Source organism: Streptomyces sp. NPDC048001, assembly GCF_043203115.1.
Classification (GTDB): domain Bacteria; phylum Actinomycetota; class Actinomycetes; order Streptomycetales; family Streptomycetaceae; genus Streptomyces; species Streptomyces sanyensis.
The window spans coordinates 343,330-369,861 of the sequence record NZ_JBIDBN010000009.1 but is presented as its reverse complement, the minus strand read 5'-3'; the positions used below and the strand labels follow the sequence as shown (position 1 = coordinate 369,861).

Below are 26,532 nucleotides of genomic sequence, written 5' to 3'. Positions count from 1 at the left end.
TTGCCCGGCAGCCGGCCGGGGGGACTGCCGGGCGGCGCGTACCGCGGCCTCCCCGGCCCGGGGCCCACAGCCCGGCCGGGAACGCGCGAAGGGGCGTCCGCCCCTCGGCGGACGCCCCTTCGTACCCGGGCGGGAGCGGGATCAGACCTGGTCGGCCTTCTCCAGCGCGGAGCAGCAGGTGTCCACCAGCAGACGGGTCACCACGTACGGGTCGACGTTGGCGTTCGGGCGGCGGTCCTCGATGTAGCCCTTGCCGTCCTGCTCGACCTGCCAGGGGATGCGCACCGAGGCGCCGCGGTCGGAGACGCCGTAGCTGTACTCGTTCCACGGGGCGGTCTCGTGCAGGCCCGTGAGGCGGTCGTCGATGCCGGCGCCGTAGTTCTTCACGTGGTCGAGCGGCTTGGAGCCCTCGCCGAGGGACTCGCAGGCGGTGATGATGGCCTCGTAGCCCTCGCGCATCGCCTTGGTGGAGAAGTTGGTGTGCGCACCGGCGCCGTTCCAGTCGCCCTTGACCGGCTTCGGGTCCAGGGTGGCGGAGACGCCGAAGTCCTCGGCGGTCCGGTAGAGCAGCCAGCGCGCGACCCACAGCTGGTCCGCCACCTCCAGCGGCGCCAGCGGGCCGACCTGGAACTCCCACTGGCCCGGCATGACCTCGGCGTTGATGCCGGAGATGCCCAGGCCCGCGGTGAGGCAGTGGTCGAGGTGCGCCTCGACCACGTCGCGCCCGTGGATCTCGTCCGAGCCGACACCGCAGTAGTAGCCGCCCTGCGGGGCCGGGAAGCCGCCCGCCGGGAAGCCGAGCGGGCGCTCGCCCTCGAAGAAGGTGTACTCCTGCTCGATGCCGAAGATCGGCTCCTGGGCGGCGAACCTCTGCGCCACCTCGGCCAGCGCGGCGCGGGTGTTGGACGCGTGCGGGGTCATGTCGATGTCGAGCACCTCGTTGAGCACGAGGATGTTGTCGCCGCCGCGGATCGGGTCCGGGCACACGAAGACCGGCTTGAGGACGCGGTCGGAGGCGTGGCCCTCCGCCTGGTTGGTGCTGGAACCGTCGAAGCCCCAGACGGGCAGGTCGGCAAGGCCGGTCGCGGAACCGGCCGGCAGGATCCTGGTCTTCGAGCGGAGCTTGGCGGTCGGCTCGGTGCCGTCGATCCAGATGTACTCAGCCTTGATGCTCACGGGGCCTCATCCTTTGCGGGTGCAGCGGTATGCCGCGAAGCCTCGCAACCGGCGATTTCCCGACCGTTGCCCATATGTGAACCCCGCGTTACGCGGCGTCCGGCCCCATGCCGCAGGGGATCCGGGGGCCGGTGCACCGGTCGCCGCCGCCGCGTCCGCACCGTGTCGTATACAGGCCGGCACCGCCCCGGGAGGCGCCCCGGCGGGCACACTGGTGGCCATGGACACCCTGCTGCGCATCGGACTCGTCGGGACCGGCCCCTGGGCCGGAGCGACCCAGGCGCCCGCGCTCGCCGGGCACCCCGGCGTCGCCTTCTCGGGTGTGTGGGGTCGGCGCCCCGAGGCCGCCGCCCTGCTCGCCGACGCCCATCGGACCGCCGCGTTCACCGGGGAGGACGGGCTGAGCGCCCTCTTCGCCTCCAGCGACGCCGTCGCCTTCTCCGTCCCGCCCGACGTCCAGGCACCCCTCGCCGCGCGTGCCGCGGAGGCGGGCTGCCACCTGCTCCTGGACAAGCCGGTGGCGACCTCGGTCGAGGGCGCCCGGGCCGTGGCGAGGGCCGCCGAGGAGGCGGCGGTGGCCTCGGTCGTCTTCTGCACCCTGCGGTTCGCCGCGCCGACCGCCGGGTGGATCGCCGCACAGCGCGAGGCGGGCGGCTGGTTCACCGCCCACGGCCACTGGCTCGGCTCGCTCCACGTCCCGGGCTCCGAGAGCCCCTTCGCGGCCTCGGCGTGGCGCCGTGAGAAGGGCGGGCTGTGGGACGTGGGCCCGCATCTGCTCTCCGTCCTGCTGCCGGTGCTCGGTGACGTCACCGGGCTCTCCGGCGGACGGGGCCCCGCGGGCACCGCGCACCTGGTGCTCCGCCACGCCGGCGGGGCCTCCAGCACCGTGACCGTCGGCCTCGGCGCACCGGAACGGGCTGCCGGGGCCGGCCTGGTGCTGCTCGGGGAGCACGGCCGGGCCGAGCTGCCGGAGGCCTGGGGGGACCCGGTGGACTCCTTCCGCAGTGCGGTGGACGCACTGCGCCGGGCCGCCCGGGAGGGGCGTCCGCACCCGTGCGACGTGCGCTTCGGACTGCGGATCACCGAGCTGCTGGCGCAGGCGGAGGCGGCGCTCTCCGGCTGACGGCCCGGTGTCCCGCCCCCGGTGCCCGGGCGGTCCGGGGCACGGGTTCGCAGCGCACCCGGGGCGTGGCCGTGCCCGGTGGCGGCGGCCGGTGCCCCGGGTGCGCGACCGCGCCGCCCGTCAGCCGACGCGCTCGATCCGTGCGTTGCGGATGAGGAACTTGCCCGGCTCCCTGACCTGTTCGAAGGCCGCGTTGTTCAGCAGGGCGCAGCTGCCGGACGGCGAGGTCACCTCGACCGTGGTCGACTTGCCGTTGTCCAGGTTGGTGACCTTCAGCCGGGTGCCGACCGGGAACTCGCCGCTGGAGGCCGCGGGCGCGCCGCCCTCGCCGGACAGGGTGACCGTGGATCCGGCGCACACCACCTCCCCGCCCGCGTTCCCGCCCTGCCCCGCGCCGGCCTCCTGGCCGCCGCCCTGCTCCCCGGCGCCGTCCTGCTCCCCGGCGCCGCCCTCGGGGGGCGCCTGCTGTGCGGGCGGGGCCGCCTGGTCCGCGCCGCCCCCGCCGGAGGCGCAGCCCGCGGCCTCCTGCTGCACCCTGATCTGCGCGATCACGGCTTCGCGGTTGGCGATCCGGGCCGCGGACTGGGCGTCCGGGTTGGCGCGCTGGCCCGCGATGAAGTTCTCGTTGTTGCGGATCGCCTGGGCCAGCCCGTCGCAGGCCACACTGGCCTGACTTGTGCCGGTCATGACAATCGCAGTGCCGCCGACCATCGCCGCGGCGCCGACCAGGAGAGCGAGCTTCTTCTTGCCGCTGAGGGTCTTCTTGCGTGACACGTAGGGCTCCCGTCCCCGGCCGCGGGGGCGGCCGGTTGGTTGCGTGTGCCGTTACATACGCGACGCCGGAGCCCGTGCGCTCAGCCCCCCGGCCGCGACTTCCTTAACGTTCCTTAAGGTTCGCGGCGCCGGTGGAGGGGCGCGTGCGGAGGGGGAGGAGCAGGGGGAGCCGACCCGGGTTCAGGCTCCCCGGCTCCGCTCCAGTGCCTCCCGGACCGCCTCCTCGGAGCGGGCCACCACCGCGGAGCCGTCGTCCGCCGTGATGATCGGACGCTGGATCAGCCGCGGGCGCCGGGCCAGCGCGGCGATCCAGCGTTCGCGCTCCGCGGGCTCCCGGGCCAGCGAGGCCAGGCCGAGCTCCTCCGCGTCCGGTTCCCCGGTGCGGGTGATGTCCCACGGCTCCAGGCCCAACCGGTCGAGCAGCTCGCGCAGTTCCTGCTCGGTCGGGACCTCGTCGAGATAGCGCCGCACGGTGTACCCGGCGCCCTCGGCGTCGAGCAGACCGAGTGCTCCGCGGCACTTCGAACAGGCCGGGTTGATCCAGATCTCCATGCCGTCCACGGTACCGCCATGCCCGCCCAAACCCCTTCTGGCCAGGGGGAATTGTCAGTCCCCGCCGGTAGAATGGGAGGCAGTTCGGGAAGGTCCCGCCACCGCGCCAGGAGGTCGTTCGATGGCCGCAACCGCACTCACGACGAACCCCCCGCCCGCTCTCGACAGGAAGCCGCTCCCCGCCGGACAGCCCCGCGACTGGTACGTCTCCCACAACCGCCGGCTCAAGGCCATGCGCCTGACCATCGCCCTGCTCGACTCCGGGGTGTACCACCCGGCGTCCGCCGACAACCGCCGGATACGCGCCGCCGCCGAGCGCATCGGCGTCCACGCACCGTCCGACACGACCTGCCGCATGGTCAGGACCCTGATCCGCTACGACCGCTGATCCCCACGGCCGCGGGCGCCCGGAGCGCCCGCGGCCGCCGCGGGGCTCAGGAGGCCGGGCGCCGAGGGTCGGGCGAGCCGCCCTCGTACCACTCCGCCTCCACCGCGTCCCCGACGGCGAGCGTGCCGGTGCGCAGCACCGCGGCCTTGGCCCCGAAGCTGACCTTGTTGCCGTACACGGGCTCGCGCCGGTACTGCGACAGGCTGCGCACCGGCTCGGGCCCGGCCCGCAACCCGGTGGCCTGGTCCACCATCGGCACCGCGCACCGCGTCGCCCGCACCGAGTGCGCCAGCTCCACCGTGCCGATCCGCAGGCGCCGCATCAGGTCCTCGTCATGGGCCTGCCCGCACCCGGCGAGCACGATGTTGGCCCGGAAGCGGTCCATCGGCACGGGCGCCGCCCCGGCGGCCCCGATCCGTGCGTTCAGGCCGTCGAGCGAGGCCTGCGAGGCCACCAGCACCGCGTGGGCATCGGCGAACGCCACCTTGCCGGGGGTGTCGCCCCAGCCGTCCCGGTCGAAGTCCTCCGGCACCCGCACCAGCCGCGACGGGGCCCCGAGCACCTCGGAGAGCCACGCGGCCGCCTCGTCCCCCTGGTCCACGCCGTGTCCCACCGGCTTGTCGAAGAGGCTCACCGGGCGCCGCTCCGCCCCGGGGTCCACCTTCACCTCCAGGTCCCCGAGCCCCTCGGCGGCCAGCCTCAGAACACCGCCGCCGTCGAGGACCGCCGTCCGGACCGCCGCCATCACGGGGTGGGTGCGCTGGCTGCGGAAGGCACCGTCCGCGGCGTCCACCACCATGAACGTCCTGTCGTGCTCCAGCCCCGTCGCCCCCACGGCGGCCCGGTCCACGTCGATCCCGGCACAGCCCTTCACCGGGTAGTAGGTCAGCCTCTGCACTGTGATCCCCATGGCGCGATCGTAGTACCGGGCGCGCACCGTGCGGACGGTGCCGGGGGCGTGGGGGCCTGCGGGCCGACGGACGTGCGCACCCCGGACTGCCCCCGACGGCGCCCGGACCCCGCGTGTGGCGGCCGTGCGGTGGGGTGGCCTGCGCGTTCGACCCATGGCGGTCGGCCATTCTCCTTCTCGGCGGGGACAAGTCGGGGAACTGGTCGGGCTGGTACAAGCGAGCCGTTCCTCGGGCCGAGGAGCTGTACGCGGAGTATCTGAAGGAGCGAGAGGCGGAGGAGGGAGAGCAGTGACGGGCTACCAGAAGTGGAGCGATGTGCGCGACGAGTTCGTCGCCGAGGCCGGTGGCGAGGAGAAGGTGGCCGAGGCCCGGCGGCGCAACCAGGCGTACATCGACGGGCACCGGCTGACGGAACGACGCAAGGCACTGGGGCTGTCCCAGGCCGAGGTCGGACAGCGCATGGGAGTGACGAAGAGCCGCGTGTCGCAGATCGAGAGAGGCGAGGTCGCCACGGTGGAGGCGGTCGCCCGGTATGTGGCGGCGCTGGGCGGGCACATCCAGATCTCGGCCGTGTTCGGGGACGACCTGTACATCCTTCGGGGCACCGACCCGCGAGCGGCGTGAGTTCTGGTCGAACATGACGAACCGCGGCCGGGTGATTGCACACGGTCCGGGGGATACCCGCGGATATGCGTCCGCGACCCGCCCCCGGCCATGACTGCGGCTGCCCCTGGGGCAAGCGGCCGAGGGCCGCAACCCCGTCCGGGGTGGCGGCCCTCATTGCGCCGGGTGTCGGCGGGAGCTTCCGAGACGTGTGCTCGACGGCCACTGCTTCGGCTGTCCCGCCCAGGTTGCCCGGGCCGGATCTCTAGATGTCGAAGTACAGCTCGAACTCGTGCGGGTGCGGGCGCAGCTGGATCGGGGCGATCTCGTTGGTGCGCTTGTAGTCGATCCAGGTCTCGATCAGGTCCGCGGTGAAGACGCCGCCGGCCTGGAGGTACTCGTTGTCCGCCTCCAGGGCGTCCAGGACGGCCGGGAGCGAGGTCGGGACCTGCGGGACGCCCGCGTGCTCGTCGGGGGCGAGCTCGTAGAGGTCCTTGTCGATCGGCTCGGCCGGCTCGATCTTGTTCTTGACGCCGTCCAGACCCGCGAGCAGCAGCGCGGAGAACGCCAGGTAGGGGTTGGAGGACGGGTCCGGGGCGCGGAACTCGACGCGCTTGGCCTTCGGGTTCGAGCCGGTGATCGGGATGCGCATGGCGGCGGAGCGGTTGCGCTGCGAGTAGACCAGGTTGACCGGGGCCTCGAAGCCGGGCACCAGGCGGTGGTAGGAGTTCACCGTCGGGTTGGTGAAGGCCAGCAGCGACGGGGCGTGCTTGAGGATGCCGCCGATGTAGTAGCGGGCGGTGTCCGAGAGGCCCGCGTAGCCCTGCTCGTCGTAGAAGAGCGGGGAGCCGCCCTGCCACAGCGACTGGTGGACGTGCATGCCCGAGCCGTTGTCGCCGAAGATCGGCTTCGGCATGAAGGTCGCGGTCTTGCCGTTGCGCCAGGCGACGTTCTTCACGATGTACTTGAAGAGCATCAGGTCGTCGGCCGCGGCCAGCAGCGTGTTGAACTTGTAGTTGATCTCGGCCTGGCCGGCGGTGCCCACCTCGTGGTGCTGGCGCTCGACCTGGAGGCCGACCCGCTCCAGCTCCAGGGAGATCTCGGAGCGGAGGTCGGCGAAGTGGTCGACCGGCGGGGCGGGGAAGTAGCCGCCCTTGTAGCGGACCTTGTAGCCGCGGTTGTCCTCGACCGCACCGGTGTTCCAGGCGCCGGCCTCGGAGTCGATGTGGTAGAAGCCCTCGTTGGCGGAGGTGTTGAAGCGCACCGAGTCGAAGACGTAGAACTCCGCCTCGGGGCCGAAGTAGGCGGTGTCCGCGATGCCGGTGGAGGCGAGGTAGGCCTCGGCCTTCTTGGCGATGTTGCGCGGGTCGCGGCTGTACTGCTCGCCCGTGATCGGGTCGTGGATGAAGAAGTTGATGTTCAGCGTCTTGTCACGGCGGAACGGGTCGAGCCGGGCGGTCGACAGGTCGGCGCGCAGGGCCATGTCCGACTCGTGGATCGCCTGGAAGCCGCGGATCGAGGAGCCGTCGAAGGCGAGCTCGTCCGCCGGGTCGAAGGCCGTCGCCGGGATCGAGAAGTGCTGCATGACGCCCGGAAGGTCGCAGAACCGGACGTCGATCATCTTCACGTCGTTGTCGGCGATGTACTTCTTGGCCTCGTCGGCGTTCTGGAACATCCAACTCCTCCTACTCCCACCCGGGGGAGGGGTGGGGTTGCTGCTCGTTCGTGCGGCCAGTGCGGTGGCACACGCAGACCCGACCTTAGGCAGGCCGGATTTCTCAAGCATGACCCATTTGTTTCGGCGACGTTAACCGGCGCGGCGGTGGGTGTCCGCCGGGAGAGTGCCCCGGGTACCCGGGGCAAAGTGATCCGAAGGGGGCACAGTACCGTGGTCGCGTGGACAACAGGCAAGCAATCGGATCGTGGCTCTCCGGGCCCCGCGCGGCGGCCGAGGAGATGGGCGTCGACTTCGGCTACCGGGGCGAGCGCCTCGGCCTGCCGGAGAGCGGGCCCGGGTCGGTGGCGCCCCTGGGGCGCCGCTTCGGGGCGCTGTTCCTCGACTGGGGGATGTGCTTCCTGATCGCGTACGGCCTCTTCGCGGGGAGCAGCCAGCAGGCGACCTCCAACCGGGCGCTGCTCGTCTTCCTGGTGATGGCGGTGCTGACCGTCGGGACCATCGGCTCCACCCCGGGGAAGCGGATCTTCGGCCTCCGCGTGGTCGGCGAGAACGGCGGCCGCCTGGGCTTCGGGCGGGTGCTGGTGCGCAGCGTCCTGCTGTGCCTGGCGCTGCCGGCCCTGGTGTGGGACCGCGACGGGCGCGGGCTGCACGACCGGCTGGCCCGCGCGGTGCAGATCAGGATCTGACCGGCGCGGATCCGGATCCTGATCCGGTGCGGTGCGGTGCGGTGCGGTGGGTGCGGATCAGGATCCGGCGGGCCCGCCGGGGCGCCTCCCGCACCGCCGTGCGAAGCAGGGCACCCGCAGGCAGGGCCCCGCAGGCAGGACCGCGGGTACGGCGAGGGGGCCGGGACGATGTCCCGGCCCCCTCGCCGTACCCGCGGCGCGCTCAGCGCATCTTTCCGCCGCGCGGCATCCGCATGCCCTTGGGGAGCGGCCCCTTCGGCAGCGGCATGTTGCTCATCAGGTCGCCCATGGCGCGGAGCCGGTCGTTGGTGGCGGTCACCTGCGCACCGGTGAGCACGCGGGGCAGCTTGAGCATGGTGGTGCGCACCTTCTTCAGCGGCACCTGCCCCTCGCCGTCGCCGACCATGATGTCGTGCACCGGCACGTCCACGACGACACGGTTCATCTTCTTCTTCTCGGCCGCGAGCAGGCTCCTCAGCCGGTTCGGGTTGCCCTCGGCCACCAGCACGATGCCCGCCTTGCCGATCGCGCGGTGCACCACGTCCTGGTTGCGGTTCATCGCGACCGCCGGGGTCGTGGTCCAGCCGCGCCCGACGTTCTGCAGGACGGCCGCCGCCGCGCCGGGCTGCCCTTCCATCTGCCCGAACGCCGCCGTCTCGGCCCGCCGGCCGAAGATGATCGCCATCGCCAGGAAGGCGAGCAGGAAGCCCAGGATCGCCAGATAGACGGGGTGGCCGATCAGGAAGCCGATCCCGAGGAAGACACCGAAGGTGACGATTCCCACACCCGCGACGACCAGACCGACCTTCGGGTCGGCCTTGCGGGTCATCTTGTACGTCAGGGCGATCTGCTTCAGTCGCCCGGGGTTCGCAGCAGCATCACTGCTGTCTGAATTTGCCTTCCTCGCCATACGGGGAAGTTTACGTGCCCCAGGAAGTGCGGGCGGCAACGGCCTCGAGTACATGCTCGGTCTCGACGCGGTCCCTGGCGCGGCGGCGGTCCTCCAGGACCGCGGTCCAGGCGTTGCGGCGGGCCGTGCGCTGCCCGCTGCCCAGCAGCAGGGCCTCCACCGCACGCAGTGTTCCGGTGACGGTGGGGAGGGCGGTGGCGGTCACGGGACGTGCCGGAGCGGCGTGCATGGGCGGGACTTCCCCTCGTGGCGGGGTGGGCGGTATGGGAGCTGTGCGTGCATCCAGCGTCACAGTTCGGTGTTACCAGGGCGTGACCGGTCGGTCAAACCACGATGAAACGTCCCGGCGCAGATCCCACCGGCTGCCGTACACGAGGGTGCGGCCCGCACCCCACCCCGACCTGCGGGGGAGTGCGGGCCGCACCCGTCTCGGCCATTACTGGCCGGTAATTCCTTGTGCCTGGATTCACACGGTCACCGGGCTACGCCGCGGCCTGCTCCCGCCGCTCCATGGCCTGCTGGAAGAGCCGCCCGGCCCGGTAGGAGGACCGCACCAGCGGCCCCGACATCACGCCGGAGTAGCCGATCCGGTCGGCCTCGTCCTTCAGCTCCACGAACTCCTCGGGCTTCACCCAGCGCTCCACGGGGTGGTGGCGTACCGAGGGGCGGAGGTACTGGGTGATGGTGATGAGCTCGCAGCCCGCGTCGTGGAGGTGCTGCAGCGCCTCGCTGACCTCCTCGCGGGTCTCGCCCATGCCGAGGATCAGGTTCGACTTGGTCACCAGTCCGGCCTCCCGGGCCCTGGTGATGACCTCCAGCGAGCGCTCGTAGCGGAAGCCGGGGCGGATGCGCTTGAAGATCCGCGGCACGGTCTCCACGTTGTGCGCGAGCACCTCCGGGCGCGAGGAGAAGACCTCGGCCAGCTGCTCGGGCACCGCGTTGAAGTCGGGGATCAGCAGCTCGACCTTGGTGCGGCCGGCCTCCCGCTCCGCGGTCTGGGCGTGGATCTGGCGGACCGTCTCCGCGTACAGCCAGGCGCCGCCGTCCTCCAGGTCGTCGCGGGCGACGCCGGTGATCGTGGCGTAGTTCAGGTCCATGGTGACGACCGACTCGCCGACGCGCCGCGGCTCGTCCCGGTCCAGGGCCTGCGGCTTGCCCGTGTCGATCTGGCAGAAGTCGCAGCGGCGGGTGCACTGGTCTCCGCCGATGAGGAAGGTGGCCTCCCGGTCCTCCCAGCACTCGAAGATGTTGGGGCAGCCCGCCTCCTGGCAGACCGTGTGCAGCCCCTCGCTCTTGACCAGTTTCTGGAGCTGGTTGTACTCGGGACCCATCTTCGCCCGGGTCTTGATCCACTCGGGCTTGCGCTCGATGGGGGTCTGGCTGTTGCGGACCTCCAGGCGCAGCATCTTGCGTCCGTCGGGTGCGACTGCGGACACGACCAGCTCCCTACAGCTTCGATTCTTCGGCGAACACCAGGGTACGCCCGTTAAAAGTGTGGCCCTACGCTTGGCCAACCCATGGCCTGAGGTGCGCATTCCCCGGCCGGGGCGGGCACGGCGTCAGGCGGTGGCCTTCTCGGCCGGGGGCGCCACCGGGCGCGGCCGGGGGTCGGCGCTCTCCAGGACCTCCCGCAGGTGGCGCTCCAGCACCGGCAGGACCTCCTCGATGGCGAGGTCGCGGCCGAGCTCGCCGGCGAGCGAGGCGACGCCCGCGTCCCGGATGCCGCACGGGACGATCCGGTCGAACCAGGTGTTGTCCGGGTTCACGTTCAGCGCGAAGCCGTGCATGGACACGCCCTTGGCGATGCGGATCCCGATCGCCGCGAGCTTGCGGTCCTCGCGGCGCTGGCCCGCGTTGGAGGGCGCGTACTCGGGGCCCCGGAGCCGGGGGTCGAACTCCTCGTCCGCCTCCGGTCCGGCCGGTCCGGCGAGCCGCGGGTCGAAGTCCAGGGAGAGCCCCGGGGCCGCCGCCGGGGCGGGCCGGTCCCCGACCGCGTCGCCCAGGACCCACACACCGCTGCGCCCCTCGATCCGGGTGGTGTGGACGCCGAACTCCGCGCAGGTGCGGATGAGCGCGTCCTCCAGGCGCCGGACGTGGGCGATGACGTCGACCGGGCGCGGCAGCTTCAGGATCGGATAGCCCACCAGCTGGCCCGGCCCGTGCCAGGTGATCTTGCCTCCGCGGTCGACGTCGATCACGGGGGTGCCGTCCAGGGGGCGCTCGCTGTCCTCGGTGCGCCGCCCCGCGGTGTAGACGGGCGGGTGCTCCAGCAGCAGGCAGGTGTCCGGGATCTCGTCGGCGAAGCGGGCGGCGTGGACCTCGCGCTGCCTCTGCCAGGCCTCCTGGTACTCGACGGCCTCGGCGCCGAACCCCAGTCGGACGAACCGCAGCTCACTCACGGTTGTGCCTCCCTCGAACTCCGCCCAGCAGTCATCCGGGCCCACGCCACTGTACGGCCGCTCCGCGCGGACCGTCCGGGCAGGTCGCTACCGGCCGGTTCCCGTCAGCGCGGTGGTCAGTACTGCCGCCAATACTCACACGATCGGATGAATGTGGGGCGAAGCCGACGGAATGGGCCGCTCGGGCGGCTACATTCGCGCCGTTCCTTGAGGCCTGCTCCCGGCCCGGAAGGCAGGAGACCTGACAGCAGATGACGGAACGAGCCCCACAGCGCACCCCCAACCGGCAGCTTGCCGCGCTCATCGCGGAGGCGGGCTTCTCCCACGCGGGGCTCGCCCGCAGAGTCGACCAACTCGGCCTCGAACACGGACTCGACCTGCGGTACGACAAAACCTCGGTCACCCGCTGGCTGCGCGGACAGCAGCCGCGCGGGACGACGCCCGCGCTCATCGCCGAGGTCTTCACCCGGCGGCTCGGCCGCCGCCTGTCCGCCCAGGACCTCGGGCTGGACGCCTGCGCCCCGGTCTACGCGGGCCTGGAGTTCGCCGCCACCCCGGAGGAGGCGGTGGACATCGTCAGCGGGCTCTGGCGCAAGGACTCCGGGAGCCATGCGGAGCTCCGGAAGATCGCGTTCACCCCCGCGGGGCTGGTCGTGCCCAGCCGCGACTGGCTCATCGGGCGCGCCGACGAGCGCGTCGGCCGGGGCGAGCCCCCGCCGGCCGCGCTGCACGCCGGGTCCGGGCGGGTCCCGCAGCAGGGCGCCCGGCTGGCCGTGCCCCGGCAGCGGGGGGCCGAGCGGGGCCCCGGGCAGAAGGTGTCCGGCGGGGACGTGGCCGCCCTGCGCTCCGTCGGCGAGCTCTTCCGCGCGCTGGACCACGCCTACGGCGGGGGCCACGCCCGCCAGGCCCTGGTGCGCTACCTGGAGCACGAGGCCGAGCCCATGCTGCGCGGCACCTACGGGGAGAACCTGGGCCGCCGGCTCTTCGCCGCGGCCGCGGACCTGACCCGGCTGGCGGGCTGGACCTCCTACGACCTCGCGGCCCACGGGCTCGCCCAGCGGTACTACGTACAGGCGCTGCGGCTCGCGCAGGCCGCCGGGGACCGGGCGTACGGCTCCTACGTCCTCGTCACCATGAGCCGCCAGGCCGTCTACCTGGGGCACGGACGGGAGGCCGTCCAGCTGGCGCGGGTGGCCCAGCAGGGTGTCGGGGCCGCCGCCCCGCCCCTGGTGCAGGCGCTGCTGCACGCCGCCGAGGCGCGCGGCCACGGCGTCCTCGGCGACGCCCGGGCCTGCAACGCCGCCCTGGCCCGCGCCGAACGCGCCCTGGAGTCGGCCCGCCCCGGGGAGGACGCCCCGCACTGGGCCCGGACCTTCGACGAGGGGCGGTTCGCGGCGGAGGTCGGCCACTGCCACCGGGACCTCCAGCAGTACCGCTCGGCGATCCGCCACGCGGAGCGCGCGCTCCAGCTCAGCCCGCCCGCCTACGCCCGCAGCCGGCTGCTGTGCCGGGTGGTGCTGGCCACCGCGCGGCTCGCCGTCGGGGAACTGGACCAGGCCTGCGCCCTGGGCGCCGAGGCGGCGCTCCAGGCCTCCGAGATGCGCTCGGTGCGGGCGACGGAGTACGTCCGCGACTTCGAGCGCCGCCTGGAGCCCTACCGGGACGCGGGCCCGGTACGCACCTATCGCGACCGGGTCTCCGCACTGAGGTGAGCGCACGGGGCGGCACGCGCCCCGGTGCACGGTCCTGCCCGGCCCGCGGGAAGGGGCCGGGCAGGTGCCGTGTCGGCGGAACCCGCCCCGTGGCCGGGGTCCGCCGACCTTCCCCGGGGTCCGCGCGCAGGCGCCGGCCCCGGGGGCGTCAGGCCGCCGCGGGCAGGGGAGTCGCGGCGTACTCGGGGCGGATGCCGAAGTCCGTCAGGATCCAGTGGGCCGCCCTGCGGCCCGAGAACAGGGCGCCCTGGAGGGTGGCCGTGTCCCGGTGGCCGCCGCAGACGTACAGCCCCGACAGCAGGCGCACCGCGCGGCGGTGGTCGTGCGGCGGGGGCATCGCGGCGACCGCCTGCGCGTCGTGGTGGACGGCCAGCAGCTCCCACGCGTCCGTCGGCGTCCCGTAGAGCCGGGACAACTGCCGGAGCGCCCGCCGGTCGACGTCCTCCGGCGGTGCGCCGAGCACCGTCGAGGACACCAGCGCCCGCCCGTCCGGCGCACGCAGCGGATCCACCTCGCTCATCACCGCGGTGTACGCCACCGGCCCGCCCCGCTCGGCGTCCAGCACCAGCGCGGGCTCGGCGAGGGGGGCCCGGGGCGCCGCGTGGTGCAGCACCGTCACCGGCCGGAAGGCCGGCACCCGCAGCCCCGGCAGCAGCCGGGCCGCCGACCGGGCGTCCGTCGCCACCAGCACCGCCCGGCAGGTGAACACGCCGTGCCCGGCCGTGGTGACCCGGTTCGTCGCCACCTCGGTGACCGTGACGCCCGTCAGGACCGCGCCCTCCGGGAGCCCCGCCGCCAGCAGCCGCGGCACCGTGCCCGCCCCGCCCGCGGGCACGCACAGCCGCCCCCGGGCGTAGCCGCGCAGCACCAGGTCGGCCACCCGGCTGGAGGTGGTCAGCTCCGGGTCGTGCAGCAGCGCGGCCAGCAGCGGCCGCAGGAAGCCCTGCACCGTGCGGGCGGGCAGCCCGCGGGCGTAGAGCACCTCGGCGACGGGCCGCTCGGGCCGGGCCAGGATGCGGGAGACCGGGGTCGCCGCCAGCCGGGCCAGCGAGGCGCCGAGCCGGGCCTGGTCGAGCTGGCGCGGCCGGGGGGCGTTCGCGAGGGCGCGCGCCACGGTCGACGCGACCCCCGTGCTCCTCGGCATCCGCGCCGCCCGCAGGGCGAGAGGCGATGCGCCCACCTCGCCGGTGCGGTGCAGCCGCTCCCCGTCGTGCACCAGCACCCCGGGGGCGAAGAGCCGCAGCTCCACGTCCCGCAGCGCGGGGGTCCGCCGCAGCTCCGGCAGCGCCGTGCTGAGCAGGCGCCCTCCGCGGTCCAGCAGGAAGCCGTCGACGTGCTCGGTGGTCATCGTCCCGCCGACGCACGGTCCGGCCTCCAGGACCCGGACCGTCACCCCGGCGCCGGTGAGCCGGTGGGCCGCTGCCAGCCCGGCCGGTCCGGCCCCGACGATGACCACGTCCGTGTGGCCGGCCCGTTCCGTGCCGACGGGCCCTTCGCTTCTCCCCGTCCGTGTGGTGTGCTCCGCCTGCGCGGTGTCCGAGGCGCACGGCGCCTGCGCGGTGTCTTCGGCCTGTGCGGTGTTCTCCGCACCCTCTGCGCGGTCCGTGCGGTCCGCGTGTGGTGCGTCGTCCGCTTGGAAAGCGGTGGTGAGCACGTGCCCCTCCCCGAGGTCGGCGCGGCTGGTGGGAGGGTGATGCCCCCAACAGGCCCGAGGAATACCCGAGTTCGCACCGAGCCTAGGCAGCCGCCCGGCGCCGTGTGGTCGCGCACGTCCCGGGGCACCGGAGCGCCGGGGGCGCACGTCCGCCCCGCGACGCGCGTGCGGCGACCGGCGGGTGCACCGGGCGGGGCGCGGCCCGCCCGGTGCTACCGCAGGGCCGCCGCGACCGCCCCGTCGATCCGGGGGAACGCGAAGGAGAAGCCCGACTCCAGCAGGCGGGCGGGCAGTACCCGCTGACTGCCCAGCACCTCGGAGGCCATCTCCCCGAGCACCAGGCGCAGCGCCGGCGTCGGCACCGCGAAGACCGCGGGGCGGTGCAGCACCCGCCCCATCGCCGCGGTCACCTCGCGGTTCGTCACCGGCTCCGGTGCCGTCAGGTTCACCGGACCGGACAGGGACCCGGTGTCCAGGATGTGGCGCAGCGCGGCCACCTCGTCGTGCAGCGCGATGAAGCTCCAGTACTGCCGCCCGTCGCCGAGCCGCCCCCCGAGCCCCGCCCGGAAGAGCGGGAACATCCGGCCCCAGGCGCCCCCCTCACGGGAGACCACCAGCCCGGTGCGGGCGAACGCGGTCCGCACCCCCGCCTCCTGGGCGGGGGCGGCCGCCTCCTCCCAGGCCACGCACACCTCGGGCAGGAAGCCCTCCCCGGGCGGGGCGTCCTCGTCCACGGCCCGGCCGCCGGTGTCGCCGTAGTAGCCGACCGCGCTCCCGCTGACCAGCACCCGGGGCGGGCGGTCCAGGGAGGCGATCGCCTCGGCGACGGCCGCGGTGCCCAGCACCCGGCTGTCGCGGATCTCCCTGCGGTAGGCGCCGGTCCAGCGGTGGTCGCCGATCCCGGCCCCGGCGAGGTGCACCACCGCGTCGCAGCCGGCCAGCCCGGCCGCGTCCACGTACTGGCGCCCCGGGTCCCACTCCACCTCGTCGGCCGAGCGGGCCGGGCGGCGCACCAGGCGGACCACCCGGTGCCCGTCGGCGCGCAGCGAGCGGACCAGGGCGCTGCCCACGAGTCCGGAGGAACCGGTGACGGCGATGCGGGAACTCTCCATGATCCCATCCTGCCCCCTGCTACCGCGCTCTCACGGGCGCGTGGAACAGTTGCCCCATGCCCGAGACCCCCGACGAGCGGACGGGGCCCGGGGCCGCGGGCCCCGGTGCGCCCGCCCCGCAGCCCGCCCGCGTCCCGCCCCCGGCCGGCCCGGAGGGCGCCCCGCGGCCCGGCGCCGCGGTCCGCCCGGCCGCCTTCGGGGTGCGCCCGGCGCGGGCCTCGGACGAGGAGCCGCTCGCCCGTCTCGACCGGGAGGCCTGGTCCACGCTGCACGCCGTGTACCCGAGGCCCCTGCCGCCGTACCCCCCGTTCTTCGACGCCGCCCACCGCCCGGCCGACTTCCTCGTCGCGGAGGAGGACGGGCGCCTGCTCGGCTACATCCGGCTCGTACCGCCGACGCCCCTGCCCAGCAACCGGCACGTGCGCCAGATACAGGGCCTGGCGGTCGCCGTCCGGGCCCGCGGCAGGGGCGTCGGAAGGGCGCTGCTGCGGGCCGCCTGCGCGGAGGCCGTACGCCAGGGCGCCCACCGGGTCACCCTGCGGGTCCTGGGGCACAACCGGCCCGCCCGCGCCCTGTACGAGGCCGAGGGCTTCCGGGTCGAGGGCGTGCTGCCCGGGGAGTTCCTGATCGGCGGGCAGTACGTGGACGACGTCCTGATGGGGCGGCCGCTCACCGCTCACGCGCCGTAGCGCTCCCACAGGCGGGGCAGCCGGGCGGCCAGGGCCGCGTCGTCGTCCAGGTCCAGGGGCGTGCCCTCCGGTTCGGCCGGCTGCACCGGGACCCCGAGGTCGGGCGTCTCGGCACCGGTCAGCTGCTCGTACGCCTCGTCCGCCGCGTACCCCAGCTCCTCGCCGTCGCCGTCCAGGTCCTCGTCGAAGCCGTCCAGCAGCTCCGCGAGGGAGTCCGGGTCGTGCACCCCGCCCTCGAACACCGCGCGGCCCTGGCCGATCAGCCAGCAGCGGAAGGAGTCGAAGGCGTCCTCCGACGCGCCCCCCAGCAGCAGCGCCGCCGCACCCCGCAGGTCCCAGGTCCAGGCGCGGTTCCAGCGCGCCTCGAAGTGCCGGGCGAAGTCCACCACCGACTCCGGGTCGAGCCGGAGCAGCCGCTCGACCATCAGGTCCGCCTGGTCCTCCGGGTCGCCCCCGGAGGCCTCCCGGGCCCCGTCGACGATCTCCCAGAACTCCGTCTCGTCCATCACGGACCCAGCATCGCGGCCGGCGGGTTCTGGCGCATGCCGAGCCGCCTCCGCGGCACCGCCGCCCCCGGAGCGAGAGCCGCCCGTGCGGTCCGGGAAGCCCGACAGAAGATGTCCGGTATCCGTGCGACGGTCGCCCCATGACGAAGAACCACACCGCGGCCGACGACGGCCGCACCGCAGCCGCCCCCGCCCCGCGCCCCGCCGGGGGACCGCTCGCCGGGAGGGTCGCCCTGGTCGCCGGGGCGACCCGGGGGGCGGGCCGGGCCATCGCCGTGGAGCTCGGGGCCGCGGGGGCGACCGTGTACGCCACCGGGCGCACCACGCGCACCCGCACGAGCGAACTGGGCCGCCCGACGGAGACCATCGAGGAGACCGCCGAGCTGGTCACCGCGGCGGGCGGCGAGGGGATCGCCGTGCCGACCGACCACCTGCTCCCCGACCGGGTCCGGGACCTGGTGGCACGCATCGACCGCGAACGGGGCAGGCTCGACGTCCTGGTGAACGACGTCTGGGGAGGGAACCCGCTGCTCGACTTCGACACCCGCATGTGGGACGTCGACCTCGAACGCGGGCTGCGGATGCTCGACCTCGGCGTGCGCACCCACATCATCACCAGCAGCATCGCGCTGCCCCTGCTGGTGCGTCACCCGGGCGGCCTGCTGGTGGAGGTCACGGACGGCACCGAGGAGAGCAACCGGGACTTCCGGGAGAACTTCTACTACGACCTCGCCAAGAACGCCCCCCTGCGGATGGCCCGCATCCTGGGCGAGGAGCTGCGGCAGGTGGGCGCGAGCGCCGTCGCGGTCACCCCGGGCTTCCTGCGGTCCGAGGAGATGCTCGACATCTTCGGACTCACCGAGGACACCTGGCGGGACGGCATCGGCCGGGAGCGCTACTGGGAGCTCTCGGAGTCGCCGGTGTACCTGGGCCGCGGGGTGGCCGCGCTCGCCTCCGACCCGCGGCGCGACCGCTGGAACGGGACCTCGCTGGACAGCGGGCGGCTGGCGCGGGAGTACGGGCTGACCGACGCGGACGGCAGCCGCCCGGACGTCTGGGGCTACATGCGCGCCGAGAAGGCGGGCGGCTCGCCGTCCGCGGACGACTACCGCTGAGGGCGGGCGCCCGGGGCACCCGCGGGCGCCCCGGGCGCCTCAGCCGTAGCGCCGGCCCGGTCAGCCGTAGAGCCGGCCCAGTCCCTCGGCCGCCCGGGCGAAGCGCTCCCTCAGCTCCGCCGGGGCCACCACCTCCGCCTCGGGCCCGAGGCGGAGCAGCTGGTCGTAGGCCACCTCCGCGGACTCCACCGGCAGCGTGAGCGTCAGCCACCCACCGGCGTCCGGATCCCCGGCCGCGGCCAGCGCCTCCTCGGCCGCCCGGCGGTCCACCACCGAGGGCAGCCGCCGCGCACCGGCCGGCGAGAGGCGCACCACCACCTCGGCGCGCAGCAGGGAGCGGGCGAACTCCGCCGACCGCTCGGCCCAGAAGGACGGCAGGTCGAAGCCCGTGTCCCGCCGGAAGCAGGCCCCGCCGACCCGGTCCGCCGGAGCCGGCTCCACCGCCGTGAAGCGGTCCACCCGGTAGACCCGGAACACCCCCTCGGTGCGGGCGCAGAGGTACCAGACCCCCGCCTTCAGCACCAGGCCGTGGGGGTCCAGCAGCCGCTCCACCTCCGTCCCCCGGCGGCGGTAGCGGACCAGCAGACTGCGGTCGCCCCACACCGCCTCGGCGATCGGGCGCAGCAACCCGGGCGTGGCCGGCGCGTGGTACCAGCCCGGGGCGTCCAGGTGGAAGCGCCGCGCGGCCGAACCGGCCGCGTCGCCCGCCGCGGGCGGCAGCGCCGCCTCGACCTTCATCCGCGCGGTCGAGGCGGCGTCCGCCAGGCCCAGCTCGCGCAGGGCCTCCGGCAATCCGGACAGGAACAGCGCCCCGGCCTCCTCGGGGGCCAGGCCCGTCAGCCGGGTGCGGTAGCCCCCGACGAGGCGGTAGCCCCCGGCCCGCCCCCGGTCCGCGTAGACCGGGATCCCCGCCTCCGACAGCGCGAGAGCGTCCCGGGCCACCGTCCGCTCGGACACCTCCAGCTCCCGTGCCAGCTCCGCGCCCGTCATCACGGGTCTCGACTGGAGCAGCAGCACCATCTTGATCAGGCGGGCAGCGCGCATGCCCTCATCGTGGCGCACCCCCCGGCGGGGTGCGGCGGGGGGGCCGCCCGCACCCGGCCGGGCGCCGCGCTCAGGCCAGCGGCTGCTGGATCTCGGTCACCCACCCCTCCCGGTCCGGCGGGCACTCCAGGTAGACCTCGCGGGCGTAGCCGACGGTCCGGTGTCCGCCCGCCTCGGCCCATCGGGCGAGTTCCTGCTCGGTGGCGAGGACCGTGTCCATCGGCCCGCGGTGCACCGCCGTCGCGGCGCGCTCCACGGGCGGCACGTCCAGCACCTCGAAGCCCTCGCCGGACCGCGTGCCGGCCGCGACCTGGCACCCGGCGCGCACCCGTACCGCGCCGCCCCCCTCCGGGGCGTCCTCGTAGCGGGCGACCCCGGGTCCGGTCGGGGTGATCCCGGCCGCGGCGAGGCGCCGGTGGAGCTCCTCGTACAGCGGGCCGATCACCGGGCCGATGTGCTCCGGGGAGTATCCGGGCGCGGTCGCCGACACCTCGGCCACCCGTACCGCGGGGATGTTCCTGACGACGACGTCCTGACCGGACATGCGTCCCTCGCTCTCGATGGACCGGAGCCTCGCCTCGACCTGGGCCAGCCGGGCCGCCGCCGCGGCCATCGCCTCCTCCAGCTCCGCCCTCCGCAGCGCCAGCATCCCGCGCAGCTCCTCCGTGGACACGTCGTCGTCCAGGATCTGCTTCACCTGCTGCAGGGTGAAGCCGAGGTCCTTGAGGGCGACGAGCCGGTTGAGGCGGGCGAGTTGGGCGGCGGTGTAGTAGCGGTAGCCGGTGAAGGGGTCGGTGCGCTCGGGGCGCAGCAGCCCCACGGCGTCGTAGTGCCGCAGCATCCGGGCCGATACGCGGCCGTGCCGGGCGAAGTCTCCGATGGTGAACATGACGTCTCCCAGTGCACGGCCTGACACGGTGTGAGGGTCAAGCATCCACCGGGCCGGTGCCGGGCCCGCCCTCCGCCCCGGTCCACGCCCCGCCCGGGGGAGCCGAGCGTGACCGCGCGAACACGCAAGGCGCAGGTGGAACGGCATACTGGGGAACAGTCGTTTCACGGGAGGGGGACGCGGGATGCAGGGGGAGATCCTCGACGGCCGGTACGAGCTTCTCCAGCGGCTGGGTCGCGGTGGCATGGGCGAGGTCTGGGTCGCCCGCGACATGAGGATGGAGCGCCAGGTCGCGGTGAAGCTGCTGTACGGCAGGCGGAGGGACGAGGCCGGCTCGGACGAGCTCCGCCGCCGTTTCCGGCGCGAGGTCCAGGCGGTCGCGCGCCTCCCCGGCCGGCACACCGTGACCGCCCACGACTGGGGCGAGGCCCTCGTGGAGGACGAGCGCAGGCTGTACATGGTGATGGAGCTCCTGCACGGCCCGACCCTGGCCGACGCGGTCCGGCGGCGGAGGCCCGACTGGCGCACCGCGGCCGACTGGGCGGCGCAGGTGGCCACGGCGCTCGACGCGGCGCACCGGCAGCACATCGTCCACCGCGACCTCAAGCCGCAGAACGTGATGTTCGCGGCCGACGGCGACGTCAGGCTGCTGGACTTCGGGATCGCCAAGTTCGTCGGCGCCACCGACCGCTCCGGGCCGCTGACCGCCTCCGGGGCGCCCATCGGCACCCTGCACTGGATGTCGCCCGAGCAGGCGCACGGCCGCACCGACGTCGACCACCGCTCCGACCTCTACGCCCTGGGCTGCCTGCTGTACTTCATGGTCACCGGGGGGCCGCCCATCGTCGTGGACCATGTGGGCGCGCTGCTGGTCCGGCTGGAGGAGGGGCAGGTGGTCCGGCCCCGCGAGCACGTCCCCGCGCTCCCGGCCGGGCTCGACGCCCTGATCATGCACCTGCTCGCCGTCGCGCCCGGGCAGCGGCCCCGGTCCGCGGCCGAGGTGCTGGCGCGGCTGCGGGAGCTGTCCGCCGGGGGTCCGGGGCCCGCCGCCCGCACGCCCCCCGCGGACGCCTCGGCGCAGGAGGCGGAGTCCCGCCTCACCGCGGCACGGGAGCGGCTCGCGGGCGTCGACGCCCGGCTCGCCGAGGTGGATGCCCGGCTCGCGGGCGCGCAGGAGATCTACCAGGCGTCGCTGCGGGACGCGGAGGAGCGCAGGAAGGAGTCCGAGCGGGTGCTGGCCGCCGCCCGCGCCGAGGGCGGGGAGATCCGCCGCCTCGCCCGGGAGGAGGCTGCCGCGCTCTCCGCCCGGGAGGAGGAGCGTGCCGCCCTGGCCCTCGGCGGCCTGGAGGAGCGCCTGGCCAGGCGCCGGGCCCGGAAGGAACGCGAGATCGAGGCCCTCGAGGCGCAGGCCCGCACCCGGCTGAGCGGGGTGGAGAACCGCGCCGAGCAGGTGAAGCGCGATGCCGAGCGCCGCCGCAGGGAGGCGGAGGAGCGGGCCCGGGAGATGGTGTCCGACGCCCGGGAGCAGGTGGCGGCCGCGGAGAGGGAGGGCGCCCGGCGCCTCGACGCGGTGCGCGCCGAGGCCGAGCGCGCGGCGGCCTCGCTCGCCAAGGCCCGGTCCAGGATCGCCGGCATGCTCGCGGCCGGCCCGGCCGCGGACGCGGACGACCTGCGGGCGGGGCACGCGGAGGTGCTCGGGCGCCTGACCTCGCTGCAGGACGTGCTCGCCGAGGCCGCCCGGCTGGCCGAGGCCGTCGCGCACGCCGGGCAGCAGTCCGGGCTCGGCCGGGCCCCCGCCCCCTGAGGCCCGTCCGGGACGGCACCCGGGAGCCCGGGCCGCCCCTCCCGCAGGGCGCTCCGTGCCCCGCCCGTCCCGCGGACGGGCGGGGCCGTTCACCCGTTCGCCGTACCGCGGGTTGCCCGGGAGCCCCGCCACCGGGCCGGAGGGGGTGTTCGACGCTAACGTGCAGTGGGCGGACCGTCGCGGTCCGCTACCGCGCGCCCGGACGGCGGGGACGGTGCCGACGGCGGTGCCCCGGTCGGCTCGGGCCCCGGGCACCGGACGACGCGACGAGCACACGGAAGGGCGCGCACCATGACGGACCAGCCTCGCGAGCAATGGGCCACCCGCACGGGCTTCCTGTTGGCGGCCATCGGCTCCGCCGTCGGGCTCGGCAACATCTGGCGCTTCCCCGCCATCGCCTACGGCAACGGCGGAGGGGCCTTCCTGCTGCCCTATCTCGTCGCCCTGCTGACCGCGGGCATCCCGCTGCTGATCATGGAGTACAGCATCGGGCGCAAGTACCGCATGTCGCCCCCCGCGGCCCTGCGGCGGATGTCGCGACCCGTGGAGGCCATCGGCTGGTGGCAGGTGGTGATCTCCTTCGTGATCGCCACCTACTACGCCGTCATCATCGCCTGGGCCGTCCGCTACGTGGGCTTCTCCTTCGGGCAGCAGTGGGGCGCCGACCCCGAGGCCTTCCTCTTCGGCGACTTCCTGCGGGCGCCGGACACCCCCGGCTTCATGGACGGGTACGTTCCCGGCATCGTGTGGCCGCTGATCGCCGTCTGGATCGTCGTGCTGGTCATCCTGGCCTTCGGCATCCGGCGCGGCATCGAGCGCGCCAACAAGCTCTTCATCCCCCTGCTGGCGGTGCTGTTCGTCGCCCTGGTGATCCGCTCGCTCACGCTCGACGGCGCGGCGGCCGGACTGGACGCCCTCTTCTCGCCCGACTGGTCCGAACTCGGCAACGGCAGCGTCTGGGTGGCCGCCTACGGCCAGATCTTCTTCTCGCTCTCGATCGGCTTCGGCATCATGGTCACCTACGCCTCCTACCTGGGGCGCCGGGCCGACCTGACCGGCTCCGCGATGGTGGCGGGCTTCGCCAACAGCTCCTTCGAGATCCTCGCCGGTATCGGCGTCTTCGCCACCCTCGGCTACCTGGCCACCGCCGCCGGGGTCGGGGTCGACGAGGTCGCGGGCGCGGGCATCGGCCTGGCCTTCGTCGCCTTCCCGGCCGTGATCTCCGAGATGCCGCTCGGCGGCCTGTTCGGCGTGCTGTTCTTCTGCTCGCTGGTGATCGCGGGCCTCTCCTCGCTGATCTCCATCGTGCAGGTGGTCGTCTCGGCCGTGCAGGACCGCACCGGGATGCGGCGGATGCCGGCGGTGTTCGGCGTCGGCGGCCTCGTCGCGCTGGTGTCGATCCTGTTCTTCCCCACGGAGTCCGGCATCTTCCTGCTCGACGCCTCCGACCACTTCATCAACCAGTACGGCATCGCCCTGGCCTCGCTGGTCGCGCTGGTCGTCATCGCCTGGGTGCTGCGGCAGCTGCCCGCGCTCCAGCAGAACGCCGACGCCACCTCCGCCATCCGGCTCGGCCACTGGTGGCGGATCTGCCTCGGCGTCATCACCCCCCTGGTGCTCGGCTGGATGATGGTCGACAGCCTCCGGGCGGAGTTCGAAGAGAACTACGAGGGCTACTCGACCGGGTTCCTGCTCTCCGCGGGATGGAGCGTCGCCATCGGCGCGCTGCTGGTCGGCGTGATCCTCACCCTGATGCCCTGGCCGGCCGGCGGTGAGGACATCGACCTCGACATGGAAGCCCCCGCCGACCGGAAGGACGTCTGATGTCCGCCAGTGCCATCGTCATGATGATCGTCGCCATCGTCATCGTCTGGGGCGGGCTGATCGCCGCGATCCTGCGCCTGCGCAGCCACCCCCAGGAGACGGAGCCCATGCCGCCCGGCGTGCACCGGGCGGAGTGAGCGGCCTCGGCCGCACACGCGTCCGGGGCCGGGTGCACCGCCGTACGGCGGTCCACCCGGCCCCGGACGCGTCATGCCCCTACAGGCCGTAGCGCTCGCGCGCCTCCTTCACCGCGGAGGCGGGAACCTCGCCGCGCCGGGCGAGCTGCGCCAGCGCCGCGACGGTGATCGACCGGGCGTCGACACCGAAGTGGCGGCGCGCCGCCTCACGGGTGTCGGAGAGCCCGAAGCCGTCCGTGCCGAGCGAGGACCAGTCCTGCTCCACCCACTGGCTGATCTGGTCGGGCACCTGCCGCATCCAGTCGGAGACCGCGAGGACCGGGCCCGGGGCGCCTTCCAGCGCCCGGGTCACGTACGGGGTGCGCTGCTCGCCGCGGAGCAGGGCCTCGTCCGCCTCCAGCGCGTCGCGGCGCAGCTCGCCCCAGGAGGTGGCGGACCAGACGTCGGCGGCCACGTTCCAGTCCTCCGCGAGCAGCTCCTGCGCCTCCAGGGCCCAGTGGATCGCGGTGCCCGAGGCGAGCAGCTGCAGGCGCGGCGCGTCCTCGCCCGCGGAGCCCTCCCGGAACCGGTACAGGCCCCTGACGATGCCCTCCTCGACGCCCTCCGGCATGGCGGGCTGCGGCTTCGGCTCGTTGTAGACCGTCAGGTAGTAGAAGACGTTCGGGTCCTCGCCGGGGGCTGCCTCGCCGTACATCCGGCGCAGGCCGTCCTTGACGATCACGGCGATCTCGTAGGCGAAGGCCGGGTCGTAGTTGAGCGAGGCGGGGTTGGTGGCCGCGATCAGGTGGGAGTGGCCGTCGGCGTGCTGGAGGCCCTCGCCGGTGAGCGTGGTCCTGCCCGCGGTGGCACCGACGATGAAGCCCTTGCCCAGCTGGTCGGCGAGCTGCCACATCTGGTCGCCGGTCCGCTGCCAGCCGAACATCGAGTAGAAGATGTAGAAGGGGATCATCGTCTCGCCGTGCGTCGCGTAGGACGTGGCGGCGGCGATGAAGTCGGCCATGGCGCCGGCCTCGGTGATCCCCTCGTTGAGGATCTGGCCGTCGGTGGCCTCCTTGTAGTACATCAGCTGGTCGCGGTCGACCGGCTCGTACGTCTGGCCCAGCGGCGAGTAGATGCCCGCGGAGGGGAACAGGGACTCCATGCCGAAGGTGCGGGCCTCGTCCGGGACGATGGGCACCCAGCGCCGACCGGTCTCCTTGTCCCGCATGAGGTCCTTCACCAGGCGGACGAACGCCATGGTGGTGGCCATCTCCTGCTTCCCGGAGCCCTTCTTCAGCGCGGCGAAGGCGCGCTCGGAGGGCTCGGGCAGGGCGGGGACCGGGTGCACGCGGCGGGCGGGAGCGGGGCCGCCCAGGGCGGCGCGGCGCTCGGCGAGGTAGCGCACCTCGGGGGAGCCGGCACCGGGGTGGCCGTAGGGGACCAGGCCGTCGGCGAAGGCGCTGTCGGGGATCGGGAGCCCGAGCAGGTCGCGCATGCCCTTGAACTCGTCGAGCGTCAGCTTCTTCATCTGGTGGTTGGCGTTCTTGGACTCGAAGCCCTTGCCCAGCGTGAAGCCCTTCACCGTCTGGGCGAGGATCACGGTCGGCGCACCCTTGTGGGAGAGGGCCGCCTGGTACGCCGCGTACACCTTGCGGGCCTCGTGGCCGCCGCGGGAGGTGTGGAAGCACTCGGAGATCTTGGCGTCCGTGAGCAGCTTCGCCAGCTCGGCGAGCGCGGGCTCGGCACCGAAGAAGTGCTCGCGGATGTAGGAGACGTCGCGGGTGGCGTAGGTCTGGAACTGGGCGTCCGGGACCTCGCGGAGCCGGCGGACCAGCGCGCCGGTGGTGTCGAGCCGGAAGAGCTCGTCCCAGGCGTTGCCCCAGAGGGTCTTGACGACGTTCCACCCCGCGCCGCGGAACTGGGCCTCCAGCTCCTGCACGATCTTGAAGTTGGCGCGGACCGGGCCGTCGAGCCGCTGGAGGTTGCAGTTGACGACGAAGGTCAGGTTGTCCAGGCGCTCACGGGCGGCGAGGGCCAGTGCCGCGGTCGACTCGGGCTCGTCCATCTCGCCGTCGCCGAGGAAGGCCCAGACATGGGAGCCCGAGGTGTCCTTGATGCCGCGGCCGGTGAGGTAGCGGTTGAAGCGGGCCTGGTAGATCGCCGAGAGCGGGCCCAGGCCCATGGAGACGGTGGGGAACTCCCACAGCCAGGGCAGCCGCCGCGGGTGCGGGTAGGAGGGCAGTCCGGCGCCGCCCGCCTCCTGGCGGAAGTTGTCCAGGTGCGCCTCGGTGAGGCGGCCGTCGAGGAAGGCGCGGGCGTAGATGCCGGGGGAGGCGTGGCCCTGGATGTAGAGCTGGTCGCCGCTGCCGTCGCCCTCCTTGCCGCGGAAGAAGTGGTTGAAGCCGGTCTCGTAGAGCCAGGCGGCGGAGGCGAAGGTGGCGATGTGGCCGCCGACGCCGAACCGGGAGCCGCGGGTCACCATGGCGGCCGCGTTCCAGCGGTTCCACGCCGTGATGCGGGCCTCCAGCTCCTCGTCGCCGTCGGGGGCGGGCTCCGCGGAGGTCGGGATGGTGTTGACGTAGTCCGTCTCCAGCAGGCGGGGCAGGGCCACGCCCGCCTTCTCGGCGTGCTGGAGCGTGCGGCGCATCAGGTACGCGGCGCGGTGGGAGCCGGCGTGCTCCGCGACGGCGTCGAGGGACGCCGCCCACTCGGCGGTCTCCTCGGCGTCGCGGTCCGGGAGCTGGTCGAGCTCGCTCGGAGGCATGCCTACGGGGTCGGTCATGATCGCCGCCTTCCGGACAGGAGGGGGGTGGAGAAGGGGGGTGCCGTGTCTGGCAGGACAGGGCGAACGGGTCGGTGGACCCGCC

At 74.2% G+C, this 26,532-nt stretch carries 25 protein-coding genes; 10 read left to right on the top strand and 15 right to left on the bottom strand.

Going from position 1 to position 26,532, the window contains the following annotated elements; translation table 11 throughout:
- Positions 1 to 141: 141 nt before the first annotated feature.
- On the bottom strand, positions 142 to 1,176 hold the full coding sequence (gene glnII / locus ACGF15_RS19320; RefSeq protein ID WP_345609977.1) for a glutamine synthetase: 1,035 nt from the start codon (positions 1,174 to 1,176) through the stop codon (positions 142 to 144).
- A gap of 220 nt (positions 1,177 to 1,396) precedes the next feature.
- Here glnII and ACGF15_RS19315 point away from each other — a divergent pair, with 220 nt between their 5' ends.
- Positions 1,397 to 2,299, top strand: a complete 903-nt coding sequence (locus ACGF15_RS19315) for a Gfo/Idh/MocA family protein (RefSeq protein WP_392800377.1) — start codon at positions 1,397 to 1,399, stop codon at positions 2,297 to 2,299.
- 120 nt (positions 2,300 to 2,419) lie between these two features.
- On the opposite strand, the gene ACGF15_RS19310 is transcribed toward ACGF15_RS19315, so the two are convergent.
- Together ACGF15_RS19310 and ACGF15_RS19305 are read right to left on the bottom strand one after the other, a co-directional pair.
- Complete coding sequence (locus tag ACGF15_RS19310) at positions 2,420 to 3,073, bottom strand: hypothetical protein (protein ID WP_392800374.1); 654 nt, start codon at positions 3,071 to 3,073, stop codon at positions 2,420 to 2,422.
- Positions 3,074 to 3,253: 180 nt separating this feature from the next.
- Positions 3,254 to 3,625: an ArsC/Spx/MgsR family protein gene (locus ACGF15_RS19305; RefSeq protein ID WP_345609971.1), complete on the bottom strand. Its 372-nt coding sequence runs from the start codon at positions 3,623 to 3,625 to the stop codon at positions 3,254 to 3,256.
- 121 nt (positions 3,626 to 3,746) lie between these two features.
- On the opposite strand from ACGF15_RS19305, the gene ACGF15_RS19300 reads away from it, so the two are divergent.
- Complete coding sequence (locus ACGF15_RS19300; RefSeq protein WP_345609969.1) at positions 3,747 to 4,013, top strand: hypothetical protein; 267 nt, start codon at positions 3,747 to 3,749, stop codon at positions 4,011 to 4,013.
- A 46-nt stretch (positions 4,014 to 4,059) separates the two neighbouring features.
- Here ACGF15_RS19300 and ACGF15_RS19295 read toward each other — a convergent pair whose 3' ends face one another.
- The gene (locus tag ACGF15_RS19295) at positions 4,060 to 4,923 is read right to left on the bottom strand and encodes an MOSC N-terminal beta barrel domain-containing protein (RefSeq protein ID WP_345609967.1); all 864 of its coding nucleotides are present in this window, start codon (positions 4,921 to 4,923) and stop codon (positions 4,060 to 4,062) included.
- 289 nt (positions 4,924 to 5,212) lie between these two features.
- Here ACGF15_RS19295 and ACGF15_RS19290 point away from each other — a divergent pair, with 289 nt between their 5' ends.
- Complete coding sequence (locus ACGF15_RS19290) at positions 5,213 to 5,548, top strand: helix-turn-helix transcriptional regulator (RefSeq protein WP_345609965.1); 336 nt, start codon at positions 5,213 to 5,215, stop codon at positions 5,546 to 5,548.
- Between the two features lie 244 nt (positions 5,549 to 5,792).
- Here ACGF15_RS19290 and glnA read toward each other — a convergent pair whose 3' ends face one another.
- Positions 5,793 to 7,202 (bottom strand): type I glutamate--ammonia ligase, encoded by a 1,410-nt coding sequence (glnA, locus tag ACGF15_RS19285; RefSeq protein WP_256523751.1) that lies wholly within the window; start codon positions 7,200 to 7,202, stop codon positions 5,793 to 5,795.
- Positions 7,203 to 7,423: 221 nt separating this feature from the next.
- Between glnA and ACGF15_RS19280 the strand changes: the two genes are divergently transcribed.
- Complete coding sequence (locus ACGF15_RS19280; RefSeq protein WP_256523750.1) at positions 7,424 to 7,891, top strand: RDD family protein; 468 nt, start codon at positions 7,424 to 7,426, stop codon at positions 7,889 to 7,891.
- Between the two features lie 202 nt (positions 7,892 to 8,093).
- Here ACGF15_RS19280 and ACGF15_RS19275 read toward each other — a convergent pair whose 3' ends face one another.
- The 4 genes from ACGF15_RS19275 to lipB all read right to left on the bottom strand — a co-directional run bounded on the left by ACGF15_RS19275 (position 8,094) and on the right by lipB (position 11,200).
- Complete coding sequence (locus ACGF15_RS19275; RefSeq protein WP_256523749.1) at positions 8,094 to 8,801, bottom strand: DUF4191 domain-containing protein; 708 nt, start codon at positions 8,799 to 8,801, stop codon at positions 8,094 to 8,096.
- Between the two features lie 10 nt (positions 8,802 to 8,811).
- Positions 8,812 to 9,030, bottom strand: a complete 219-nt coding sequence (locus ACGF15_RS19270; RefSeq protein WP_345609961.1) for a hypothetical protein — start codon at positions 9,028 to 9,030, stop codon at positions 8,812 to 8,814.
- A gap of 253 nt (positions 9,031 to 9,283) precedes the next feature.
- Entirely contained in the window at positions 9,284 to 10,237 is a 954-nt protein-coding gene (gene lipA, locus ACGF15_RS19265; RefSeq protein ID WP_345609960.1) for a lipoyl synthase, read from the bottom strand.
- A 123-nt stretch (positions 10,238 to 10,360) separates the two neighbouring features.
- Positions 10,361 to 11,200, bottom strand: coding sequence for a lipoyl(octanoyl) transferase LipB (gene lipB / locus ACGF15_RS19260; protein ID WP_345609959.1), 840 nt, complete (start codon positions 11,198 to 11,200; stop codon positions 10,361 to 10,363).
- Positions 11,201 to 11,451: 251 nt separating this feature from the next.
- Between lipB and ACGF15_RS19255 the strand changes: the two genes are divergently transcribed.
- A complete protein-coding gene (locus tag ACGF15_RS19255; protein ID WP_345609957.1) occupies positions 11,452 to 12,912 on the top strand; it encodes a regulator in 1,461 nt (486 codons plus the stop codon).
- A 148-nt stretch (positions 12,913 to 13,060) separates the two neighbouring features.
- Here the strand turns inward: ACGF15_RS19255 and ACGF15_RS19250 are convergent, their stop codons facing one another.
- Together ACGF15_RS19250 and ACGF15_RS19245 are read right to left on the bottom strand one after the other, a co-directional pair.
- Positions 13,061 to 14,368 (bottom strand): NAD(P)/FAD-dependent oxidoreductase, encoded by a 1,308-nt coding sequence (locus ACGF15_RS19250; RefSeq protein ID WP_392800417.1) that lies wholly within the window; start codon positions 14,366 to 14,368, stop codon positions 13,061 to 13,063.
- Positions 14,369 to 14,778: 410 nt separating this feature from the next.
- A complete protein-coding gene (locus tag ACGF15_RS19245) occupies positions 14,779 to 15,678 on the bottom strand; it encodes a TIGR01777 family oxidoreductase (RefSeq protein ID WP_345609955.1) in 900 nt (299 codons plus the stop codon).
- Positions 15,679 to 15,734: 56 nt separating this feature from the next.
- On the opposite strand from ACGF15_RS19245, the gene ACGF15_RS19240 reads away from it, so the two are divergent.
- Entirely contained in the window at positions 15,735 to 16,367 is a 633-nt protein-coding gene (locus ACGF15_RS19240; RefSeq protein WP_392800363.1) for a GNAT family N-acetyltransferase, read from the top strand.
- On the opposite strand, the gene ACGF15_RS19235 is transcribed toward ACGF15_RS19240, so the two are convergent.
- Positions 16,355 to 16,873, bottom strand: a complete 519-nt coding sequence (locus tag ACGF15_RS19235; RefSeq protein ID WP_345611392.1) for a DUF4240 domain-containing protein — start codon at positions 16,871 to 16,873, stop codon at positions 16,355 to 16,357. The genes ACGF15_RS19240 and ACGF15_RS19235 overlap by 13 nt on opposite strands.
- Before the next feature lie 140 nt (positions 16,874 to 17,013).
- Here ACGF15_RS19235 and ACGF15_RS19230 point away from each other — a divergent pair, with 140 nt between their 5' ends.
- Positions 17,014 to 17,988 (top strand): SDR family oxidoreductase, encoded by a 975-nt coding sequence (locus tag ACGF15_RS19230; protein WP_362608668.1) that lies wholly within the window; start codon positions 17,014 to 17,016, stop codon positions 17,986 to 17,988.
- Between the two features lie 60 nt (positions 17,989 to 18,048).
- Here the strand turns inward: ACGF15_RS19230 and ACGF15_RS19225 are convergent, their stop codons facing one another.
- Positions 18,049 to 19,032, bottom strand: coding sequence for a WYL domain-containing protein (locus ACGF15_RS19225; RefSeq protein WP_362608670.1), 984 nt, complete (start codon positions 19,030 to 19,032; stop codon positions 18,049 to 18,051).
- 70 nt (positions 19,033 to 19,102) lie between these two features.
- Entirely contained in the window at positions 19,103 to 19,921 is an 819-nt protein-coding gene (locus ACGF15_RS19220) for a MerR family transcriptional regulator (RefSeq protein WP_392800359.1), read from the bottom strand.
- Positions 19,922 to 20,105: 184 nt separating this feature from the next.
- Between ACGF15_RS19220 and ACGF15_RS19215 the strand changes: the two genes are divergently transcribed.
- From ACGF15_RS19215 to ACGF15_RS19205, 3 genes are all read left to right on the top strand, one after another.
- Positions 20,106 to 21,725 carry a protein kinase gene (locus ACGF15_RS19215; RefSeq protein ID WP_345609947.1) on the top strand — a complete coding sequence of 540 codons (1,620 nt, stop codon included), beginning with the start codon at positions 20,106 to 20,108 and terminating at the stop codon, positions 21,723 to 21,725.
- Positions 21,726 to 22,016: 291 nt separating this feature from the next.
- A complete protein-coding gene (locus ACGF15_RS19210; RefSeq protein WP_345609945.1) occupies positions 22,017 to 23,549 on the top strand; it encodes a sodium-dependent transporter in 1,533 nt (510 codons plus the stop codon).
- The gene (locus tag ACGF15_RS19205; RefSeq protein ID WP_256523738.1) at positions 23,549 to 23,686 is read left to right on the top strand and encodes a methionine/alanine import family NSS transporter small subunit; all 138 of its coding nucleotides are present in this window, start codon (positions 23,549 to 23,551) and stop codon (positions 23,684 to 23,686) included. The genes ACGF15_RS19210 and ACGF15_RS19205 overlap by 1 nt, the downstream gene beginning before the upstream one ends.
- 79 nt (positions 23,687 to 23,765) lie before the next feature.
- On the opposite strand, the gene aceE is transcribed toward ACGF15_RS19205, so the two are convergent.
- On the bottom strand, positions 23,766 to 26,447 hold the full coding sequence (aceE, locus tag ACGF15_RS19200; protein ID WP_362608675.1) for a pyruvate dehydrogenase (acetyl-transferring), homodimeric type: 2,682 nt from the start codon (positions 26,445 to 26,447) through the stop codon (positions 23,766 to 23,768).
- Between the last annotated feature and the right edge of the window lie 85 nt (positions 26,448 to 26,532).

What these genes read in the sequence shown, in the direction of transcription:
- ACGF15_RS19315 (WP_392800377.1), top strand. Translation starts at nt 1,397, where the DNA reads ATGGACACCCTGCTGCGCATCGGACTCGTCGGGACCGGCCCCTGGGCC.
- ACGF15_RS19305 (WP_345609971.1), bottom strand. Translation starts at nt 3,625, where the DNA reads ATGGAGATCTGGATCAACCCGGCCTGTTCGAAGTGCCGCGGAGCACTC.
- ACGF15_RS19300 (WP_345609969.1), top strand. Translation starts at nt 3,747, where the DNA reads ATGGCCGCAACCGCACTCACGACGAACCCCCCGCCCGCTCTCGACAGG.
- ACGF15_RS19295 (WP_345609967.1), bottom strand. Translation starts at nt 4,923, where the DNA reads ATGGGGATCACAGTGCAGAGGCTGACCTACTACCCGGTGAAGGGCTGT.
- glnA (WP_256523751.1), bottom strand. Translation starts at nt 7,202, where the DNA reads ATGTTCCAGAACGCCGACGAGGCCAAGAAGTACATCGCCGACAACGAC.
- ACGF15_RS19275 (WP_256523749.1), bottom strand. Translation starts at nt 8,801, where the DNA reads ATGGCGAGGAAGGCAAATTCAGACAGCAGTGATGCTGCTGCGAACCCC.
- ACGF15_RS19270 (WP_345609961.1), bottom strand. Translation starts at nt 9,030, where the DNA reads ATGCACGCCGCTCCGGCACGTCCCGTGACCGCCACCGCCCTCCCCACC.
- ACGF15_RS19255 (WP_345609957.1), top strand. Translation starts at nt 11,452, where the DNA reads ATGACGGAACGAGCCCCACAGCGCACCCCCAACCGGCAGCTTGCCGCG.
- ACGF15_RS19245 (WP_345609955.1), bottom strand. Translation starts at nt 15,678, where the DNA reads ATGGAGAGTTCCCGCATCGCCGTCACCGGTTCCTCCGGACTCGTGGGC.
- ACGF15_RS19240 (WP_392800363.1), top strand. Translation starts at nt 15,735, where the DNA reads ATGCCCGAGACCCCCGACGAGCGGACGGGGCCCGGGGCCGCGGGCCCC.
- ACGF15_RS19235 (WP_345611392.1), bottom strand. Translation starts at nt 16,873, where the DNA reads ATGGACGAGACGGAGTTCTGGGAGATCGTCGACGGGGCCCGGGAGGCC.
- ACGF15_RS19230 (WP_362608668.1), top strand. Translation starts at nt 17,014, where the DNA reads ATGACGAAGAACCACACCGCGGCCGACGACGGCCGCACCGCAGCCGCC.
- ACGF15_RS19225 (WP_362608670.1), bottom strand. Translation starts at nt 19,032, where the DNA reads ATGCGCGCTGCCCGCCTGATCAAGATGGTGCTGCTGCTCCAGTCGAGA.
- ACGF15_RS19220 (WP_392800359.1), bottom strand. Translation starts at nt 19,921, where the DNA reads ATGTTCACCATCGGAGACTTCGCCCGGCACGGCCGCGTATCGGCCCGG.
- ACGF15_RS19215 (WP_345609947.1), top strand. Translation starts at nt 20,106, where the DNA reads ATGCAGGGGGAGATCCTCGACGGCCGGTACGAGCTTCTCCAGCGGCTG.
- ACGF15_RS19210 (WP_345609945.1), top strand. Translation starts at nt 22,017, where the DNA reads ATGACGGACCAGCCTCGCGAGCAATGGGCCACCCGCACGGGCTTCCTG.
- ACGF15_RS19205 (WP_256523738.1), top strand. Translation starts at nt 23,549, where the DNA reads ATGTCCGCCAGTGCCATCGTCATGATGATCGTCGCCATCGTCATCGTC.
- aceE (WP_362608675.1), bottom strand. Translation starts at nt 26,447, where the DNA reads ATGACCGACCCCGTAGGCATGCCTCCGAGCGAGCTCGACCAGCTCCCG.